At 62.6% G+C, this 16,477-nt stretch carries 16 protein-coding genes and 2 pseudogenes; 7 read left to right on the top strand and 11 right to left on the bottom strand.

The annotated features are described in order from the left end of the window. Positions 1 to 19: 19 nt before the first annotated feature. A complete protein-coding gene (locus AC0V8S_RS15410) occupies positions 20 to 991 on the bottom strand; it encodes a hypothetical protein (RefSeq protein ID WP_475438220.1) in 972 nt (323 codons plus the stop codon). Positions 992 to 1,352: 361 nt separating this feature from the next. Between AC0V8S_RS15410 and AC0V8S_RS15415 the strand changes: the two genes are divergently transcribed. Both AC0V8S_RS15415 and AC0V8S_RS15420 read left to right on the top strand, forming a co-directional pair. Next, a complete protein-coding gene (locus tag AC0V8S_RS15415; protein ID WP_244661796.1) occupies positions 1,353 to 1,634 on the top strand; it encodes a VHS/ENTH/ANTH domain-containing protein in 282 nt (93 codons plus the stop codon). 1,352 nt (positions 1,635 to 2,986) lie between these two features. Beyond that, complete coding sequence (locus AC0V8S_RS15420; RefSeq protein WP_475438221.1) at positions 2,987 to 3,208, top strand: hypothetical protein; 222 nt, start codon at positions 2,987 to 2,989, stop codon at positions 3,206 to 3,208. A gap of 84 nt (positions 3,209 to 3,292) precedes the next feature. On the opposite strand, the gene AC0V8S_RS15425 is transcribed toward AC0V8S_RS15420, so the two are convergent. From AC0V8S_RS15425 to AC0V8S_RS15435, 3 genes are all read right to left on the bottom strand, one after another. Next, positions 3,293 to 4,738, bottom strand: coding sequence for a DUF5939 domain-containing protein (locus AC0V8S_RS15425; protein ID WP_475438222.1), 1,446 nt, complete (start codon positions 4,736 to 4,738; stop codon positions 3,293 to 3,295). Between the two features lie 200 nt (positions 4,739 to 4,938). Continuing rightward, the gene (locus AC0V8S_RS15430) at positions 4,939 to 5,277 is read right to left on the bottom strand and encodes a DoxX family protein (RefSeq protein ID WP_475438223.1); all 339 of its coding nucleotides are present in this window, start codon (positions 5,275 to 5,277) and stop codon (positions 4,939 to 4,941) included. Beyond that, complete coding sequence (locus AC0V8S_RS15435; RefSeq protein WP_475438224.1) at positions 5,274 to 5,735, bottom strand: ester cyclase; 462 nt, start codon at positions 5,733 to 5,735, stop codon at positions 5,274 to 5,276. Before AC0V8S_RS15435 ends, AC0V8S_RS15430 begins: the two co-directional genes overlap by 4 nt. 238 nt (positions 5,736 to 5,973) lie before the next feature. Here AC0V8S_RS15435 and AC0V8S_RS15440 point away from each other — a divergent pair, with 238 nt between their 5' ends. Beyond that, on the top strand, positions 5,974 to 6,450 hold the full coding sequence (locus AC0V8S_RS15440; RefSeq protein WP_183464983.1) for a TetR/AcrR family transcriptional regulator: 477 nt from the start codon (positions 5,974 to 5,976) through the stop codon (positions 6,448 to 6,450). Positions 6,451 to 6,473: 23 nt separating this feature from the next. Here the strand turns inward: AC0V8S_RS15440 and AC0V8S_RS15445 are convergent, their stop codons facing one another. After that, on the bottom strand, positions 6,474 to 6,605 hold the full coding sequence (locus tag AC0V8S_RS15445) for a hypothetical protein (RefSeq protein WP_475438777.1): 132 nt from the start codon (positions 6,603 to 6,605) through the stop codon (positions 6,474 to 6,476). 67 nt (positions 6,606 to 6,672) lie between these two features. Next, positions 6,673 to 6,785: pseudogene (locus AC0V8S_RS15450) on the bottom strand (nucleoside hydrolase); the annotation flags it as partial. Positions 6,786 to 7,204: 419 nt separating this feature from the next. Here AC0V8S_RS15450 and AC0V8S_RS15455 point away from each other — a divergent pair. From AC0V8S_RS15455 to AC0V8S_RS15465, 3 genes are all read left to right on the top strand, one after another. Then, entirely contained in the window at positions 7,205 to 8,572 is a 1,368-nt protein-coding gene (locus AC0V8S_RS15455) for a hypothetical protein (protein WP_475438225.1), read from the top strand. 39 nt (positions 8,573 to 8,611) lie between these two features. Then, positions 8,612 to 9,406: a hypothetical protein gene (locus AC0V8S_RS15460; protein ID WP_475438226.1), complete on the top strand. Its 795-nt coding sequence runs from the start codon at positions 8,612 to 8,614 to the stop codon at positions 9,404 to 9,406. 228 nt (positions 9,407 to 9,634) lie between these two features. Beyond that, complete coding sequence (locus AC0V8S_RS15465; protein WP_475438227.1) at positions 9,635 to 10,618, top strand: methyltransferase; 984 nt, start codon at positions 9,635 to 9,637, stop codon at positions 10,616 to 10,618. Here AC0V8S_RS15465 and AC0V8S_RS15470 read toward each other — a convergent pair. The 4 genes from AC0V8S_RS15470 to AC0V8S_RS15485 form a co-directional block, all read right to left on the bottom strand. Then, on the bottom strand, positions 10,611 to 10,838 hold the full coding sequence (locus tag AC0V8S_RS15470) for an AMP-binding enzyme (protein WP_475438228.1): 228 nt from the start codon (positions 10,836 to 10,838) through the stop codon (positions 10,611 to 10,613). The two genes, AC0V8S_RS15465 and AC0V8S_RS15470, sit on opposite strands and share 8 nt — an antisense overlap. Next, entirely contained in the window at positions 10,811 to 11,440 is a 630-nt protein-coding gene (locus AC0V8S_RS15475; protein WP_475438229.1) for a hypothetical protein, read from the bottom strand. The genes AC0V8S_RS15470 and AC0V8S_RS15475 overlap by 28 nt, the downstream gene beginning before the upstream one ends. Continuing rightward, positions 11,437 to 11,661, bottom strand: coding sequence for a DUF2188 domain-containing protein (locus AC0V8S_RS15480; RefSeq protein ID WP_475438230.1), 225 nt, complete (start codon positions 11,659 to 11,661; stop codon positions 11,437 to 11,439). The genes AC0V8S_RS15475 and AC0V8S_RS15480 overlap by 4 nt, the downstream gene beginning before the upstream one ends. A gap of 216 nt (positions 11,662 to 11,877) precedes the next feature. Beyond that, complete coding sequence (locus tag AC0V8S_RS15485; RefSeq protein WP_475438231.1) at positions 11,878 to 13,539, bottom strand: acyl-CoA synthetase; 1,662 nt, start codon at positions 13,537 to 13,539, stop codon at positions 11,878 to 11,880. Between the two features lie 172 nt (positions 13,540 to 13,711). Here AC0V8S_RS15485 and AC0V8S_RS15490 point away from each other — a divergent pair, with 172 nt between their 5' ends. Continuing rightward, the gene (locus AC0V8S_RS15490; protein ID WP_475438232.1) at positions 13,712 to 15,265 is read left to right on the top strand and encodes a serine hydrolase; all 1,554 of its coding nucleotides are present in this window, start codon (positions 13,712 to 13,714) and stop codon (positions 15,263 to 15,265) included. Between the two features lie 85 nt (positions 15,266 to 15,350). On the opposite strand, the pseudogene AC0V8S_RS15495 reads toward AC0V8S_RS15490, so the two are convergent. Beyond that, positions 15,351 to 16,294 (bottom strand): annotated as a pseudogene (locus tag AC0V8S_RS15495) (DMT family transporter). Positions 16,295 to 16,477: the final 183 nt, after the last annotated feature.

Genomic DNA, 16,477 nt, shown 5'->3' on the forward strand with positions numbered 1-16,477 from the left:
GCGCGGGCAGGACTTCCTTTCAACCATTTTTAGCGGTGCTGGCAACTGCGTTTAAGCAAGCCAGCGCGCCGACAATATTGTGATGGGATGCGAGGGTGACAAGGGGGTAGGGTGCGGGCGCCGCGCCTACTTTCCCGCCATGTGATCCGCCAGCGCCTGCGCCTGGGCGAGCAGCGCGGGGAAGGCCGCGTCCGCCGGCAGGCTCTTGCCCAGGCAGGCGCGGAAGTCGTTGTCGCCTTTGGTCCAAGCGGCGTTGGCGGCGTCGGATGTGTTCTCGTCGCTGTCGTCGGTGGCCTGCTTCGGCCAGTTTCTGGGCGGCGGCGTCGGCGGCGGTCCATACGGCGTCGCAGGCCGCGATCTTCGGGATGGAGGGTGTCGCCGGCGCTTCAGCGATCAGGACGCTGTTGCCCTTGACGACCGTGACGACGACCTCCTGGTCGTAGTTCGGCCCGACATCCTGTGCCCAGCCGCCGAGCCGGGCGATCACCATGTCGGCGCCGTCGGGCTTCTTCAGCGCAAAATCGAGCGTGCTGGTGAAGGCGGCGTCGCTGCCGATGGCCTGGGTGTAGAAGGCATCGAGCTTCAGCGCCGCATCGAAGCTGGTCGGCAGTTTGAGATCGGCATCCGTCTCGGCGGCGCGCGACTTGAGCCAGCGCTCGACCAGCCCGCGTGTCGAGGCCACGATGCTCGGACCATCCTCGGTGCCGTGGCGCAGCCCGTCCAGCATGCCGAAGCCGACATCGGAGGAACTGAGGCTTTCGATATTGATCGTGCCGGCCGCCGGAAAATCCTTGACCGTGAACGGGCCAAGCAGGGTGGTGAGACGCTTTTCGAGATCGGCGCGGGCCTTTTCATTGGCCGCGTCGAGCGTTTCGATGGGGGTATTCGCGCTGTCCATCGCCGCGATCTCGGCAATCGCCTTGTCGCGTGCGGCGATGTAATCATCCTCGGGCGTGGCGGCGAAAGCCGCACTGCTTACAAGTGCAAACATGACCGTCCAGACCAACCGCATGACAGAACCTTTCTTCGTGGCGATCAACAGGCAAGGCAGCCATCGGGCAGCTTTGCGGCGATTGCGCGGCAGGAAACGTCGAGACGAAACATCCTGATCGGGGAGGGGTAGCAAGCGCCGCCATTAACCATCGATTAACTATCCGGTCGCCTTTGACTCAAATTTGACGGATACTGTTTTTGGCCAAACGAGGCTGATCGAGGGACCCGGAGAAGACAGTAATTTCTAGACTAGCGCGCGGCTTTCGGGAGCGCGCGGCAGCTTGAACTTTAAAAAGAGCGACGGACCACCGTCGCCTTGTGGGGAGGCGTCAGCATCATTCTTGATGAGGATCGCCAGAATGAAGATCGAAGACGCGGTTACTGCTGTAACAGCCGAGGCCAGCGCACTGCTGTCGTGCCTCGGCCATCCCGTCATCGCCTACCACGTGACGGCAATCATGCGGGAGGCAGACCGGGAACACGCCCGGCGAATGCAGTTTGCCCTGATGCGGCGAAGCATCGAGGCGCTGGTCGATGACGGCCTGGAGGATGTCGCCGCCGAGCATTTTGCGGCACAGTTCGATGGGCGGGTTGGTTTGACTTGGAGACTGCTGCACGCCTCAGATGGCGTGGCGCACTGACCTCGGCCAGACGGGCCTCGATCGAGCGCTGATTGTCCGTGTTGCCAATGGCGGACTGATTAATCAAGTCGGCTCCCGCCGGCTGCGTGAGAGAAGCCGTTTCAGGAAATATGAAAATCCCAAGGCAAGTTGCGGACGCCTGGCGCGCCCTATCAGCGTCGTGAGGACCCCGTGTGGAGGCCTGCTCAACGTTTCATAGCGAGCGCATAAAATCCAAGGAGCAGAAGGGCGGAAAATGCGTCGTCGGCCAGGTCGGTCACGGTTTCGATAGGTTGAGCTGGGAACCGTTCCGATTTGACATCTGCTTTCAGCAATCCGTGGCGATCTGCCCCACCCATGAAATCGCTGAATCGTATTGCTCTCGGCCGCCTTTGAAACCCTTTCAGCGATATCGTCGGCGATTATAGGATCGTCGCAAAAATGATGTCTCGTGACACTCGACGCCAAAAATAGAGCACGATCCGTGCGGCCTCCGGCTTTTGAGGGGTTCATCACCATCTCTCGCGAAACGGCTTCTGTCGTTCGGATGGGTACAAGTTTTGGTGGGCCGTTACGGTGTCGATCTCGACGATGACTCGAGCGCTAATCTTGACCGTTATCTTACCGGCCTCATCATCGACGCGCGTTACGTGCCCCGTTATTGGCACCTTGTCGCCGGGCTTCGCTTTCCGCGGAGGCTCAATGGCAAAAGGGAGGCTGTGGCTTGGAATGCTCACACACGCTCGGCCACTCCGACGAACCATCAGGATAGTCGCCGTCAGTGCCACCTCATCGCCGATATCTATGCTCCGTTCCATACTTAGATTCCGGCGCCGATGATGAGTTGATCAATCACTGAACCCTGTTCCGCGTCAGGCGGGCGGGCGTCGAGAAGCGTCGAAGACGAAGTACATTCCGATGGCAGACGCTATTTCCATCTGCTTATTTGAGTGCCCGCCTGCTGGAGGAACCGACCGAGCCCCCTGGCTCTTAATGCATCTGCTATTTGGCTGATCTTTCTGATCGCCTTATGGCCGTCAGATGCTGTCCGCTCCAACGGCGGACAGGGCAGCCCAAGGCGTATGCGTTGTCTGTCCGCGAAGGCAATCGCATCGCGCTCGCGCCTAAATTGATGGAAAGTTTCCTGCTCGTTCTCGCATACGCGGACAAACCAACCACCAAAACCCTCCGAAAGCTCCACGGAGGCTTTGAGCCAATCGCCATCATACTGAGGATGAACAAGCATGGCGCTTCCTGCATCGCAGCCGAAAACGGCGTCCCAACAAAAATAACCGTCAACAATGAATGTGCTGTGACAGGCGCAACGGCCCCGTAATGCGCGAACGGCTCTGGATCCACGTCCAGGCCCGCGCTTGGACGGCATTGAGGGCGAAGCGACCGGCCACGCGAAGGGTCAACGGGGGATCTTCACCCAGCTTGGCCAGATGCGACGAAGCATCGAGGCGCGCGTCGATGACGGCCTGGAGGATGTCGCCGCGGAGCACTTTGCCTTGCAGTTCGACGGGCGTCTCGGCTTGGCCCTGCATGCACCCGATGGCGCGGCGCTTGGCCAACCGGCCTCGGGTGAGTTCTAATTAACCGATTTGCCAATGGCTGCAGTGCGCCGCAAAGCGGTCGTTCACAGCGCCGTGCGAAAGGGAATGGGCACGCAATCGTGTCTATCCCCGCATTATGCGATAGACAGTAGCGTCACCCTCCACACCTCGAAGAGGCGCGTCAAAAGCCACGACACGATGGCCGGCGAGCATTTCGCGAACCCCGGGCGCGGAATAGAGCGCCTCGGAAATGCAGACCTGTCCGGCTTCCGCCAAGGACTGCACGCGCGCGGCGACATTCACGGTCTGGCCGAAATAATCGAGGTTGTCGTTGAGCGTCACGGCAATCGACGGTCCACAGTGGGCGCCGATCTTGAGGATGATCCCCGGCCCGTCATGGTCGCCGTTGAAGCGATCGATTTCTTCAAAGATGTGGAGTGCGGCCGAAATCGCATCCGACGGCCGCGAGAATACAGCCATCACCGCGTCCCCAATCGTCTTGACCACCGCTCCGGAATGCTGCTGAACGGCCACGTTGACCAAAGCGAAATGCTCGCGGACCAAAGCATAGGCGTTGAGGTCACCCAGGCGCTCATACAGGGCGGTCGAACCCTTGAGGTCCGTGAACAGGAAGGTGATCTGCCGGATGCCGAGCCCCTCCTTCTCGTCGACACGTTCGGACCGGAACAGCTGGCGGAAGGTTTGCCGCGCAAGCAGCGCTCCACCGGAAACATAAGGGTCGAAATCGAGCGCCGGCTTAGTGGTCAGCGCGACAAGCTCGGGCGGCCAGTTGATGACAAGCAACGAACCTCGCACCGTCCCCCTATTCGCGACCTCGATGACAATCGGACCAGGTGGCACGGCGGGCAACGCCGGCAAGAAGCGTTTGCCGTCATAGTCGATCTTCAGACGTGTCGGAGCCGACACCGGATCGCCTGATATCGGCACAGCGAATGCGGCCTGCGTCTGCACGTTGACGCCTGAAAGGGCGCCCGGTCCCAGGTCGGCGCGCAGCACTGTGGTGGTGCCGGGCGGCAGAAACGTCATGCCCCGAACGAAGCCGCGCAGAACGTCAAGAAAGCGAACGTCTTGCCCCGGCAGCCGCCCGTCATGCCCGAAGTGGAGCTTCCAGTGAAAATCCTCGACAGGGAGCGTCTCGGGATCGTGGTAGGGCAGGCGCCGTAACTTCGGCGATACCGAGAAGGTGACCTCGATGAAGTCGTCGAGGTCGGTGTCGCCCGACACGTCGCACAGGCCACAGACGTAGTGGGTCTTCAGCGTGCGCAGGGCGCCGAAACTATCGAGCACCATCCCGGACTGGGGACAGAGCACATCCCAGCTCATGTCGAACAAGCCACAGCGGGCGGCGTGCAGGAAGAGGTCGATTGCTTCAGGCTCGGCGATTGCGCGGTCGCGGGCAAAGGACCGCGGATTAACGCGATAGAGCGAGTGGTCGTCGGCACTCCTGATCAGCGTCTCGAATTTCGAGATGACGCGTGGGCTCCAGGCTCGCGCCTGCTCCACCTTGGTCATCTTGCTTTCAAGAAGACGATCGTTGACTTCCGTCACGCCGGATCCTCGACCTTGCCTCACGACAGCCTACTAAAAAACCGGCGCGATGCGAATGGAAAGAATTCCCTGTTGTACGCGGTTTGTCCAGGAGGCCCAGAACAGCACGCCGCGCACTGGAGCAGACGCGCTGAAACAGCGGCAGTTCTCGCTGCCACCGTTTCATGAGCTCAATGGCCGCGACATTCAGGATTGCATCCTTAGGCCCAGACCTGCAGCACGGCTGCGTCCGCCAGGATCATGACAGTAAGGCCGATCGCCGGGGCGAGGTGCTTGAAGCCCTCGCGTGCCTTGATCAGCGTGCCCAGCGCGGCGAGGATCAAAAGCGTGAGGCCGACCAGCGCGATGACGCGCGTCGATGGAAACAGCAAGGCCGCTGCCCCTGCGACCTCCAGACCCGCCGTCAACAAACGCCACCCTTTGGGATAGCCCCAGCGTTGGAAATCCGCTTCGGCGTTGCCGGCATTGATGAGGTTGGCCAGGCCGGCGCCGGCGAACGCCAGCGCAATGATCCCGTTCAAAACCAGGGCGATGCTCATCGCGGAGCTCCTTGCGTCGGGTTGGCACCCGTGGGGTTGGCACCCGTGGGGTAGGCACCCGTGGGGTAGGCACCCATCTGGTGTAGAACCTCCTGCAGATTGAGCTCGTCCCAGTGCTCGACGAACCGATCGCCTTCGATGCGCCAGATATCGATCGAGCGCATGGTAATTTCGGCGCCCGATGCCGGAACACCAATGAACGGTCCGGTGTGGCGGGCCGTGTAGGTGTAGCGGCCGACGACGCGGTCGCCGACGGCAAAGGCGCCCTCGACGACGACGTGGGTGTCGGAAAGGGTTTCGAACCAATGTCCCATGAACTCAACGACACCGGCCAGGCCGGGCCGGACGCCGGGGTTGTGGTTGACGTAGTCTTCAGAAACCAGTTCGGCGAAGCGTTCAGCGTTGTGGCTGTTCATGATGTCGGCGAACAGGTGGGCCAGATCGGCGGGGTTGCGCATGTTGACCTCAATGGGCTATAAGGCGATACACAATCGTATCGTATAAAATCATATAAGACGGAATCGTATCGTATGCAAGAAGGAAGCTCTAGAAAGTGGCGAGACGACGATCCGCGCAGGCTGCGGATGGCCGAGACGAGGGCTTCGATCCTGCGCGCGGCGCGTCCCATTCTGCTGAGGGATGGCCTCGGCGGCACGACGCTGGACCGGGTCGCGGCGGAAGGGGGGGATCGCGAAAATGACCCTCTATCGTCACTTCCCAAGCAAGGAGGCGCTGTTTGAGGGATTGGTCACCGCGATGTGCGAGTACATGCGCGAGGAGATCGAGAACGCCGCGCCCCCCGACATCAACAAGCCCAGGGCGGACCGGCTTGCTGAAGAGCTGCACGCCTTCATTACGGCCCTTCTTGAGCCGGACGCGCTGGCGCTCTATCGCTTGATCGTCGCTGACGGATGGCGCTTTCCCGCCCTGTCCACGGTGTTTGACCTGTCCGGCATGCGCGTTATTCGGCAACGCATAGCGGGGTTGCTCGAGCCTGGCGCGGTCCCTTCCAGCGGGTCACTGACAATCGCTGGCGGGATCGTGGCGCTGGCACTAGGGGATGCCTATCAGCGCGCGATCATGGGCATCGTCGAAGAGGGAGACGCCGAGGTGTTTGAACACCAAATCGAAGATGCCATTGCTTACGGGCTCAGCCGCCTTAGCCCTTCTTGAACGTTGCTATCACCATTTGATTGTCACGCCTTCTGCCTGGTCAAGCGCTCCAGCGTATCCACGATCAGATCGCAAAATTTTGCATGGTCGAGCTTCATCGCCACGGTGTGGCGGAAGTCGCTCTGCTCGCTCGCCGTGTCGCCGAAATGGCGCATGCCGCCCATCCTCTCGGAATTGCAGACCGTCATGCCCTTGGTCCACCGGGCGGTTCTCGACATTGTGGTTGCCCGAAACCGTGGTGATGCCGAGGAGATCGATCTTCGGGTTTCCGGCCGCGAGCAGAATAGCGATCGCGTCGTCATGCCCGGGTCGCAGTCCAGGATGATCTTTTCCATGGTGGGCACCTCCCTTGTCGGCCTCACTCACGTGGACAAGAGGCCACAGCAACGGCGCCGTCAAGGTTTTGGCGCTCGACCGATCCGGGCCGCAGCCTTGCCTGCGTAAATCTGGTCGCCCGCCCGCCGGGGCATGCTTAAGCGCCGCTGATTTCGGACAGAGCTGTCTCCCGGCATTGAGCAGGGGAAACGTTTCGTTCGTTCGAATGACAACAGCCGAGGAAATAGAAGATAGCGTCCAGGTGACGCGGCATCCAGCGCCGTGGCTCGAACTAAGTGGAGAATACAATCGCGGGTGAGGGTCGCGCCAGGTGAGGTCAAGTGATGGATCATTTGCAGGGTACTACGTCAAAATGTCTACGCTGTGATCTCACCTTTAAACGACGGCCTTTGATTTCCCTTCACGGGATGCGCATGGGGTGCAACGCCATGCTGTCCTCGTTTCGTCAATCCTCATTCTGCTGTTGGCGTCTCCGGCAAATAGCCAGCAGACGCCCGATGCGTCCGCGACTGCCGCGGTCTACGGCCGTTCGTCGGCCGCCGTTTCGGACAACACTGATATCGCGAAAGAACCTGAAAAGGTGCAGCCCGGCGTGGTCGGAACCGATATATTCAATCTGACGCTCAGCGAAACACAGGCCCTCAAGGGCTTGCAGACGGTGCCCAGCGAGGAGGAGCAGGCCCTACGCCGCGAATTGGCCGCGGCACGGGCTGAACTGGCAAGGCAAGCGCAGGCCCTGAAAGAGCAGCAGCAAACGGACGAAGCTCTCACGCTCAATCTGGAGACAGCACAGCGTGCCATCGAAAATTTCAGGGCGGAGGCCGGTCTCTGGGACAGCAAGAAAGGCGCGATGCCTGAAGCGCAGCCCCCCACGGATGCCTCCCAGGCTGCTGCGACGCCGGCGCCTGATGAGGAGCGCCATAAGGTTGAGCTCCTGGAACAGGAACTCGCCACGGCGCGTCAGACGATCGATGCTCTCAAGACAAGCGCAAATCTGGCCGTAGAGGAACAGGCCAAGGGCGTGAAGGACCGGCAAGTGGCCGACGCCGCCGCGACGCAGGCGCTTGATGAGGAGCGCCATAAGGTTGAGGTCCTGGAACAAGAACTCGCCACGGCCCGCCAGACGATCGATGCTCTCAAGACCGGCGCAAATCTGGCCGCGATGGAACAGGCCAAGGGCGTGAAGGACCGACAAGTGGCCGACGCCGCTGCGAAGCAGGCGCTTGATGAGGAGCGCCATAAGGTTGAGCTCCTGGAACAAGAACTCGCCACGGCTCGTCAAACGATCGATGCCCTCAAGACAGACGCAAATCTGGCCGCGATGGAGCAGGCCAAGGGCGTGAAGGACCGACAAGTGGCCGACGCCGCTTCAAACCAAGCCAGAGATGCACTCGAGCTGGAACGTCAACGAGCAGATTCAACCATGCGTGACCTCGACAGTGCTCGCAAGGAACGCGACGCCTTGAAGCAGAGCTCGATGGACTTGAGTGCGGCGCTGGACCAGGAGCGTGAGAGGGCCAACGGCTTGGCCCGCAGCCTCAGTGCCGCGCGCGAGGAAATCGACGCCATCAAGGAAAAACGTCGGACGGCGGCCGTGGTGCGCGCGCCTAAGGCAGGGACCTCCAAGAGTGCGCTCGCAAGTTCACCATCGCGTTCGGTCGCCGCCCGTAAACCCGGCCTGCCGAAAAAACGTAAGGTGAAGGGCCCAAAGTCACCACAGCCTGTTCAACTGGCAACCATTGCTCTGCCCCCCGCATTGCTGCCAATCCGACCACTTTCGCCGTGAAAGACAGGTGAGCGAAATGTATGGCGCAGGAGGATGACGGTGAAAAAATACTTCGCAGCCGCGCTGACCATCGGTATCGCAACCGGGCCTGCCTCGGCGCTCGATGCAGGTTTGGGCGGCAAGGTTGGCGGTCTCGGGGTCAGTGCTGGCGTGAGCGCCGGTTCGCAAGGCGCATCCGTAGGGGTCGGCGCAAGCGCCGGCGGCGTTGGCGGAGCAAACGTCGGAGCTTCTGTCGGCGCAGGCAACGGGTCGGTCAACGCAGGCGTTAGCGCCGGCGGCAACGTTGGCAACGCAGGCGTCAGTGCCAGCGGCAACGTTGGCACCCCAGGCGGAGGCCTTTCGACCGGTGTCGGCCTGGGCGCCGCTTCGTCCGCCGAAAACGGATCGGCAACCGCTCCAGGTGGTCAGACGGCTGCCACGGCAGGCACTGGCTCTGCCACCACAGCCACCACCTCTGCCACGACAGCGACGGCCTTTACCAAGACCACCAGGCAATCGATCGTCCTGCCACCCGTCCTCAGGCCTTCCAAAGACGGCCAGGGCGACCTCACCAGGGGATACCCCTTTGCACCCCTGGAAGGGCTGACAGCGAAACCCGGCACGCCGGCCGCGGTCGTACAAGCCTGCCGCGCGGCGATCACGTCCGCCGCCAAGCCGCTCGGCGCCGTCCGTGTCCGCGCGGTCAGCGCAGGTGTCCTGCATCGACGTGGAGGTGCACTGACGGCGCCGATCAAGGTGCGAATAGACTATGCGAGACGAGGCGGCATCGAAGTCCGGCAAGCGCAAGTCGGTTGTCGCCTCAATAAGGCAGGCAGGGTCATCGCGGTAATCTAGAACCAACCTGCAAGAGGACAGGCGGCGCTCCGCCGACGTCGCTCGAGTTGGTCGAGGCGGCGATAGACATTCTCAGAAGCCGACGTTCATTCAACTTTGCCAGCAGTATCCGTTATGCCACCGTGTCGGTCGCTCGACACAATGATTTTGTCTTCACTTTCCGGAGAACGCAGGTTCTAATCTTATGGGAGCCGCGAAGTCGGTCCTGGATGCGCAAGGGGACCTGACATGGTGGATTCTGATCGGATCGACAGACTGATCGCAGCGGTGCCCTCCGCCTTGGCGCTTCGAGCCGGGCTGGACCTCGGCGTCTTCACCCGGCTCGGTGGCGATGCCGCGACTGCCGACAGCCTTGGGACCGTGCTCAACGTCGATCCCGATCGTCTGTCGCGGCTGCTCTACGCGCTCGCCAGCATCGGTCTCCTCGACGTCGAGGATGGTCAATTTCGCAACGGAGCCGAAGCGTCGGCCTTCCTCGACGCGTCCAAGCCCGCCTATCGCGGCGGCGACCATGCGCTGCTGCGCGAGCTATGGGGAGCCGACCTCTTGACCGCGGAGTCGCTGCGGCAGAACCGGCCGGCCGCGTTGCACGACTTTTCCGAAGCGGGGCCTAAGTCCGCGGCGGCCTTCAGCCGCATGCTCGCGCCGGGCGGGGTGATTTTCGGCCGACATCTGGCCCGCGAGTTGGACCTCTCGGCGATCGGTTCGGTGATCGATATCGGCGGGGGCGCCGGGACCATTCTCGTCGGACTGCGCGAGCGGTGGCCACAGATTGCGGCGACGCTGATGGAACTGCCGACGGTCGCGGCGGTCGCGCCAGCTATCCTTTCAGAATACGGCGCCGACGACGTGATCGTCGAGGAGGGGGACATAACGGTCGCGCCATCGATCGGTCGGCACGATCTGGCGATCCTGAAGGCCGTCGTCCAGGTCCTTCCACCGGACCAGGCGCGCAGTTCGATCCTGAACGCGGCGCGTTGCCTCACACCAGGAGGCGAGATCGCAATTGCGGGGTGGGGTGTCGTCGATGACGACCGCCTCGGCCCGCCCGAGGGTGTCTTTCTCAATCTCACCTTCCTGAACCTTTATCGCCACGGCGAATCCTACACGGAAGGTCAGTATCGCGCGTGGATGACCGAGGCTGGATTCCGGGATATCTCAAGGTCCCGGCTGACGGACGGCTGCACGCTGTTTCGTGCGCGCCTCAGCTGAAGATCAGATTGGCCATGGAATTCGCGGCCTGATTGCGGGGAAAGCTGAAAATTTGGCTTTTGGAGCATTTCACCGTTTCACGAAACGGCGAACCGCTCTGGATCTTGCCGCTCGGCGTCCTTGGTAACTCGCTGACGAAATCGATTTCACGCGGGTAGGCATGCGCCGAGAGCCGCTTGCGGACGTGCCGGACTAGTCCGGCCGGCCTGCTTCCACCCATTCGCGCATCGCGGTAACGACCTGAACTGTAGGATAGGCTTTGATGTCGTCGTCTGAAGCACCGCGCGCTGTCTCGCGCTCCCAATACCACTCTTGAAAGGTCAGATAGTCACCTTGGATTTTGGCCGGACCGACTGGATCGGCGCCTGCCTGGCGGATCAGCCAGCTTGAAACGATCCGCACCACCTTGATGTAGTCTGCCTCGTGGGCATGGATGTCCCATCCCGAAATGTCAGAGAGACCTTTCTGGTAGTCGTAGCGAGTCTCTTCGAGAATCAGGATGGTCTTCTCGCTCATCTGACCGTTGCCAAATCGTGCGCAGCCGTGATCGAGTCCCAGTTCGAATGGCATGTTTAGCCGCGCGTATTCTGCCGCTGCGGTCGACCTGCACCGGCTTAGGTCGTGTATGCCGTACTTCGATCCGCGAATCAGTTCGAGAATGCGGTCAAGCCGATTGGCGGCATTGTCCGCATTCTCGGGGGCCAGCCGGGGGAAAAAATCAAGGTCGGTGATACAAAAAGCGATCGCCTGGAGAAGTGGGGCGAAGGCCTCGTCAAAAGGACAGTTGACGAAAACCGACCGCTCGAATGGCGGCGCGGTCATCCCTTCGGGGGATGGGGATCGTTGCCATAGGAATTGCGCTCACGGATGCGTCCGTCGCGCCCGTGAATGTAAAGCTCGGTCCGCTGATTGCGGGCAATCTGCGTTGCTGCGGCGATTGCCTCCTGCTGAGTGGCGTGAGTGCTCGATGCGCGCGATGCACCAGCTTTCTTAACGCTCCATCCGCTCGCAGCCGGAACGACGTGCTGACCTTTTCTGGACATCCTCAAACCCTCGCTTCGACGCCAATATATGTGCTTGAGGGCAATTCGGCTAGAGGAGTGTGTTTGGCATGCGGCCTAATATTCTGTTTTCGTTCCAATCCAAACGTCGGCCTAACGTCGCCCGCGTCGTGGCAGCCAACGCCTAAGTCATTCCGAGGCTTGGAAGATGACTTGCTGTCTTTGGCGCAAAGGGAAATTTCTGCCCTTGTGACCCTCTCAGCCCTGCCGTTTCTCCACCTCCGCCTTCCTCAGCAAGAACCGCTGGATCTTGCCGCTCGGTGTCTTCGGCAGCTCCGCCACGAAGTCGATCTCGCGCGGATAGGCGTGGGCCGACAGCCGCTTGCGGACGTGTTGCGCCAGTTCCTCGGCCAACTCCGGACTGCCCTGGTAAGCGGGCGCCAGGATGACGAAGGCCTTGACGATCTCGGTGCGCTGCGGGTCGGGCACGCCGACCACGGCCGCTTCGTTGACGGCGGGATGTTCGATCAGCGCGCTTTCGACGTCGAAGGGGCCGATGCGGTAGCCCGACGAGGTGATGACATCGTCGGCGCGGCCGATGAAGGAGACCGAGCCGTCCGGCTCGTACTCCACCGTGTCGCCGGTGCGGTAATAGCCGCCCGCGATCGCCGGTGTCTCGGCCTGGTGATAGCCGTCGAACCAGCGCAGCGGCGAGTTGGCGATGTCGACGGCGAGGATGCCGGGTTGGTTGGGGCCGAGTTCTTGGCCGGTCTCGTCGAGCACCACCATGCGGTAGCCCGGCATGGCGAAGCCGGCGGAGCCCGCGCGGACGGAATGCGCGAGGCCATGGTGGTTGTTGACCATCATGCCGTTCTCGGTCTGGCCGTAGTGGTCGTGGATCGGCGCATTGAGGTGGGTGTCGAACCAGCGGATCACTTCCGGGTTGAGCGGCTCGCCGGCGCTGCTCACCACACGCAGCCGGCCCTTGATGCGGGCGGCGGCGTCGGGTCCTTCGGCGAGCAACAGGCGGAAGGCGGTGGGTGAGCCGGCAAGGCTGGTGACACCGAGCCGCTCGATGATTTCGTAGGTGCTTTTGGCGGTGAAGGCGCCTTCGTTGAAGGTGGTGGCGATGCCGAGCATCAAGGGCCCCGTGATGGCGTAATAGAGGCCGTAGGCCCAGCCGGGATCGGCTATGTTCCAGAAGACGTCGTCGGGGCGCAGCCCGATCGCGTCGCGCATATAGGCGCCGAAAGCGAGCAGGGCGCTGAGCGGCACCGGCACGCCCTTGGGCAGGCCCGTGGTGCCCGAGGTCGACATCATCATGAACAGGTCGTCGCCCTTGCGCATCACGGGTTCGCAATCGAGGGAGGCGGCGGCGAGGGCGGCGCGGAAATCGATGTCGCCTTGGGGCAGCGCATCGCTGGCGCCAAGAATGATTGCCACGCGTGGGCAGGTCTCCATCTCGTCGAGCTTGCCGCGATTGGCCGGATTGGTCACCACCAGTTTGGCCCCGCTGTAGCCCAGGCGATGCTCGATCGCCTTCGGGCCGAAGGCGGTGAACAGCGGCTGGTAGACGGCGCCGATGCGCCAGGTGCCGAGGATGAGCGCTATGAGTTCGGGAATGCGCGGCAGCATGCCGGCGACGACATCGCCGGGGCCGACACCCAACTCCTTGAGCAGGTTGGCGACGCGGCCCGACATATCAGCAAGATCGTCGAAGCTGAGCAGCCGGAGTTCGCCGCCGGCCGAGATCGCGCGCAGCGCCAGCCGGTTGTCGCCGGTGTGGCGGCCGCAGCATTCGACATAGGCATTGATGCCGGTTGCCGGGTTGCCGTGCAGCCTGGCGATTTCGTCCTCGATGCGGAAGCGCGCAACGGCATCCTCATAGCGCGGCAGGCTGGCTGCAGGCGTCCTGGTCATGGCTATCCTCCCTCGGCGGCGCATCTTCTCCCCATGGATGCGCCGTCGGGAGATTGCCCGAAAACGCAGCGCGGGTCGATTGCGGCGAAAGTCCAGAGGTGAGCCAGCATTGGCCTCGCCGGCGCCAGGCTGTACTGTTTGTCGGGTGAATGCACGGAGGGGAGGCGCGAGCATGCGGCTTGATCGGAATCTCCGCCACTGGCGAATCTGGACCTGCATCGCCGTACTGGCGCTTTGGCCGCGTGCCGCGTCGGCCGACACCATTACGCCGGAGCGCATCGCTGTTGCCCTGTCGAAGCTGGAAGTGCTGGCGCAAGCCGCCGTCTCCGACGGTGGCGTGCCCGGTCTCGCCATCGCGGTCGTGCATGATGACCAAGTGGTCTTCCTGAAAGGGTTCGGCCATCGCGAGGCAGGCAAGCCTGAGGCGGTCGATCCGGACACGGTGTTCCAGATTGCCTCGCTCTCCAAGCCGGTCTCCGCCACCGTCGTGGCGGCGCTGGTCAGCGACGGGATCGTGTCCTGGGATTCGAAGATCGCCGACCTCGATCCGGCCTTCCGGCTGGCCGATCCCTATCCGACCAGCCAACTCACCGTCCGCGACCTGTTTTCGCACCGCAGCGGACTGCCCGGCACCGCCGGAGACGACCTCGAGGACATAGGCTACGACCGCGCCGAGATCCTGCATCGCTTGCGGTTCGTGCCGCCATCGTCGAGCTTCCGTGCCGGCTACTCCTACAGCAATTTCGGACTGACAGAGGGCGCCATCGCCGCAGCCATGCCGACAGGCAAATCCTGGGAGGACGTCGCCGAGGAGAAGCTCTACCGTCCGCTTGGCATGGCCTTGACCAGCTCCCGTCATGCGGATTTCGTCAAGCATGCCAATCGGGCAGCACTCCACATCAAGGTCGACGGCGCCTGGGCCGCCAAGATAGAGCGCAATCCGGATGCGCAGGCGCCCGCTGGCGGCGTCAGTTCCACCGCACGCGATCTCTCGCAATGGGTGCGCCTCATCCTCGGCGACGGGGTCTATGCCGGCAAGACGCTGATTGCCGCCGATGCGCTGGATCAGACGCATGTGCCGCTGATGACGCGGGGCAAGAACCCTGTGTCGGGCGGCGCATCGTTCTACGGCCTCGGCTGGAATGTCGAATTCGGTCGCCATGGCCTGAGGGGCCATGCGGGTGCCTTCAGCGTCGGCGCACGCACGCTGGTGACGATCTTCCCACAGGAGAAGCTTGGCATCGTCATCATCGCCAACGCCTTTCCGACAGGCGTGCCGGAAGGGCTGTCCGACAGTTTTGCCGATCTCGTTTTCGAGGGGTCAGTTGAGAAGGACTGGATCAAGGCGTGGGACGGCATCTACAACGGCATGTTCGGCCCGGTGGTCGAGGCGGCCAAGGCCACCTATGCCAAGCCGCCGTCTCCGGCAAGGCCGGCCAGGCCGGCAAGTGCCTATGCCGGCCGCTACGCCAACGACTTCTTCGGCGACGCGGTCGTGGCGAATGCGGGAGACGGCCTCGTGCTCAAGGTCGGCCCGGCCGGCGCCCGGTCCTATTCCCTGGCGCATTTCGACGGCGATCTTTTCCTGACCTTCCCCGATGCCGAGACGCCGGACAGGCCAACCGGCGTGAGCTTTGTCGTCGGCCCCGACGGCAAGGCGTCGGCGATGACCATAGGCTTCCTCGACGACAATCATCTCGGCACGCTGCGGCGCGTGGGTGACTAAGGGCTGACAGGGGCAACAGGGCGAGGTTGGCACGCAATCGCCAACGGCTCCGCCATCACTCGCAAGATTTCTACCCCACGCGTGGTTAAGCTGGCCTGGGTTTGACCACGGTGGCGAGTATGATGCCGACGACAATGAAGGCCGCACCGACCAGATCGTAATCGTGCAAGCCCTCGCCGAGCAGCAGATAGGCGAGCATGGCGACGAACACCGTCTGCAGGTAGAGCAGCATGCTCGCCCGGCTCGCGCCGAGCGTTTCCACGCTTTTGTTGTAGAGATAGTACATCAAGGCGCCGCCCGGACCTGCCAGATAGGCGAGCGCGAGAATGCTGTGGACGTTCATGGCGGAGCGTTCGTCGTTGAACAATTCCCACAAATGGAAAGGCAAGGCGACCAGCGCACCGGCGCCGAGCAGCAACACGACCATCGGCAGGAGTTCGATGCCGAATTTGGCACGGCGCAAAAGCACGGTGTACAGGCCCCAGCAGAACGCGCTGCCGACGATCCAGAGCTCGCCGGCGTTGAACTTGAGTTGCAGCAGCGCCGTCAGGTTCCCATGGGCGACGATGAAAATCATCCCGGCGAGCGCAACCAACGCGCCAAGCGACTTCCACAGTCCGAGCGGTTCGCCAAGCACCAAACGGGCGAGCACCATCGTCATGACAGGCGACAGCGCCATGATGATGCCGGCCGTGGTGGCGTCGGTGTCGTTGAGGCCATGGTAGATCATACCCTGGCAGAGGGTGAGGCCGATCGCGCCCACGGCGACGACCTCCACCGCGCGCGTTCGCAAAAGCCCGATCATCGCGTCGTGATGACGGTGCACAATCGGCAGCAGGATGGCGCAAGCAAGCGTCAGCCGCCAAAAGCAGAGACCCAGGGCGGCATTTCAGGCGCCACCCATTTGGCCGCGATATAGACACCAGCCGAAAGCAGCCAGCACAGGACGGCGGCCGGATAGCCGGTCACCGAAGATACGGGGCCGACCGCGGGTTGCGCGGCTTGATGCGCTATCGGCACTGCCTGCATGTCATGTCCTCCCCTTGGATGACGTCGGCCCGATGGGGGCAGCATAGCCTGGGGCGTTGGGTCGTGCATCCGTTTTGAAAGGGCGGGGAATCTGCGCTCAGCCGCCATATGTCTTCGATGGAGCGAGGAGGTTCTTTCCGTAAGGTGAGGGGGGTGCGACGGCCGGAATGGGTCAACTCACGA

Source organism: Mesorhizobium oxytropidicola (genome assembly GCF_056174625.1).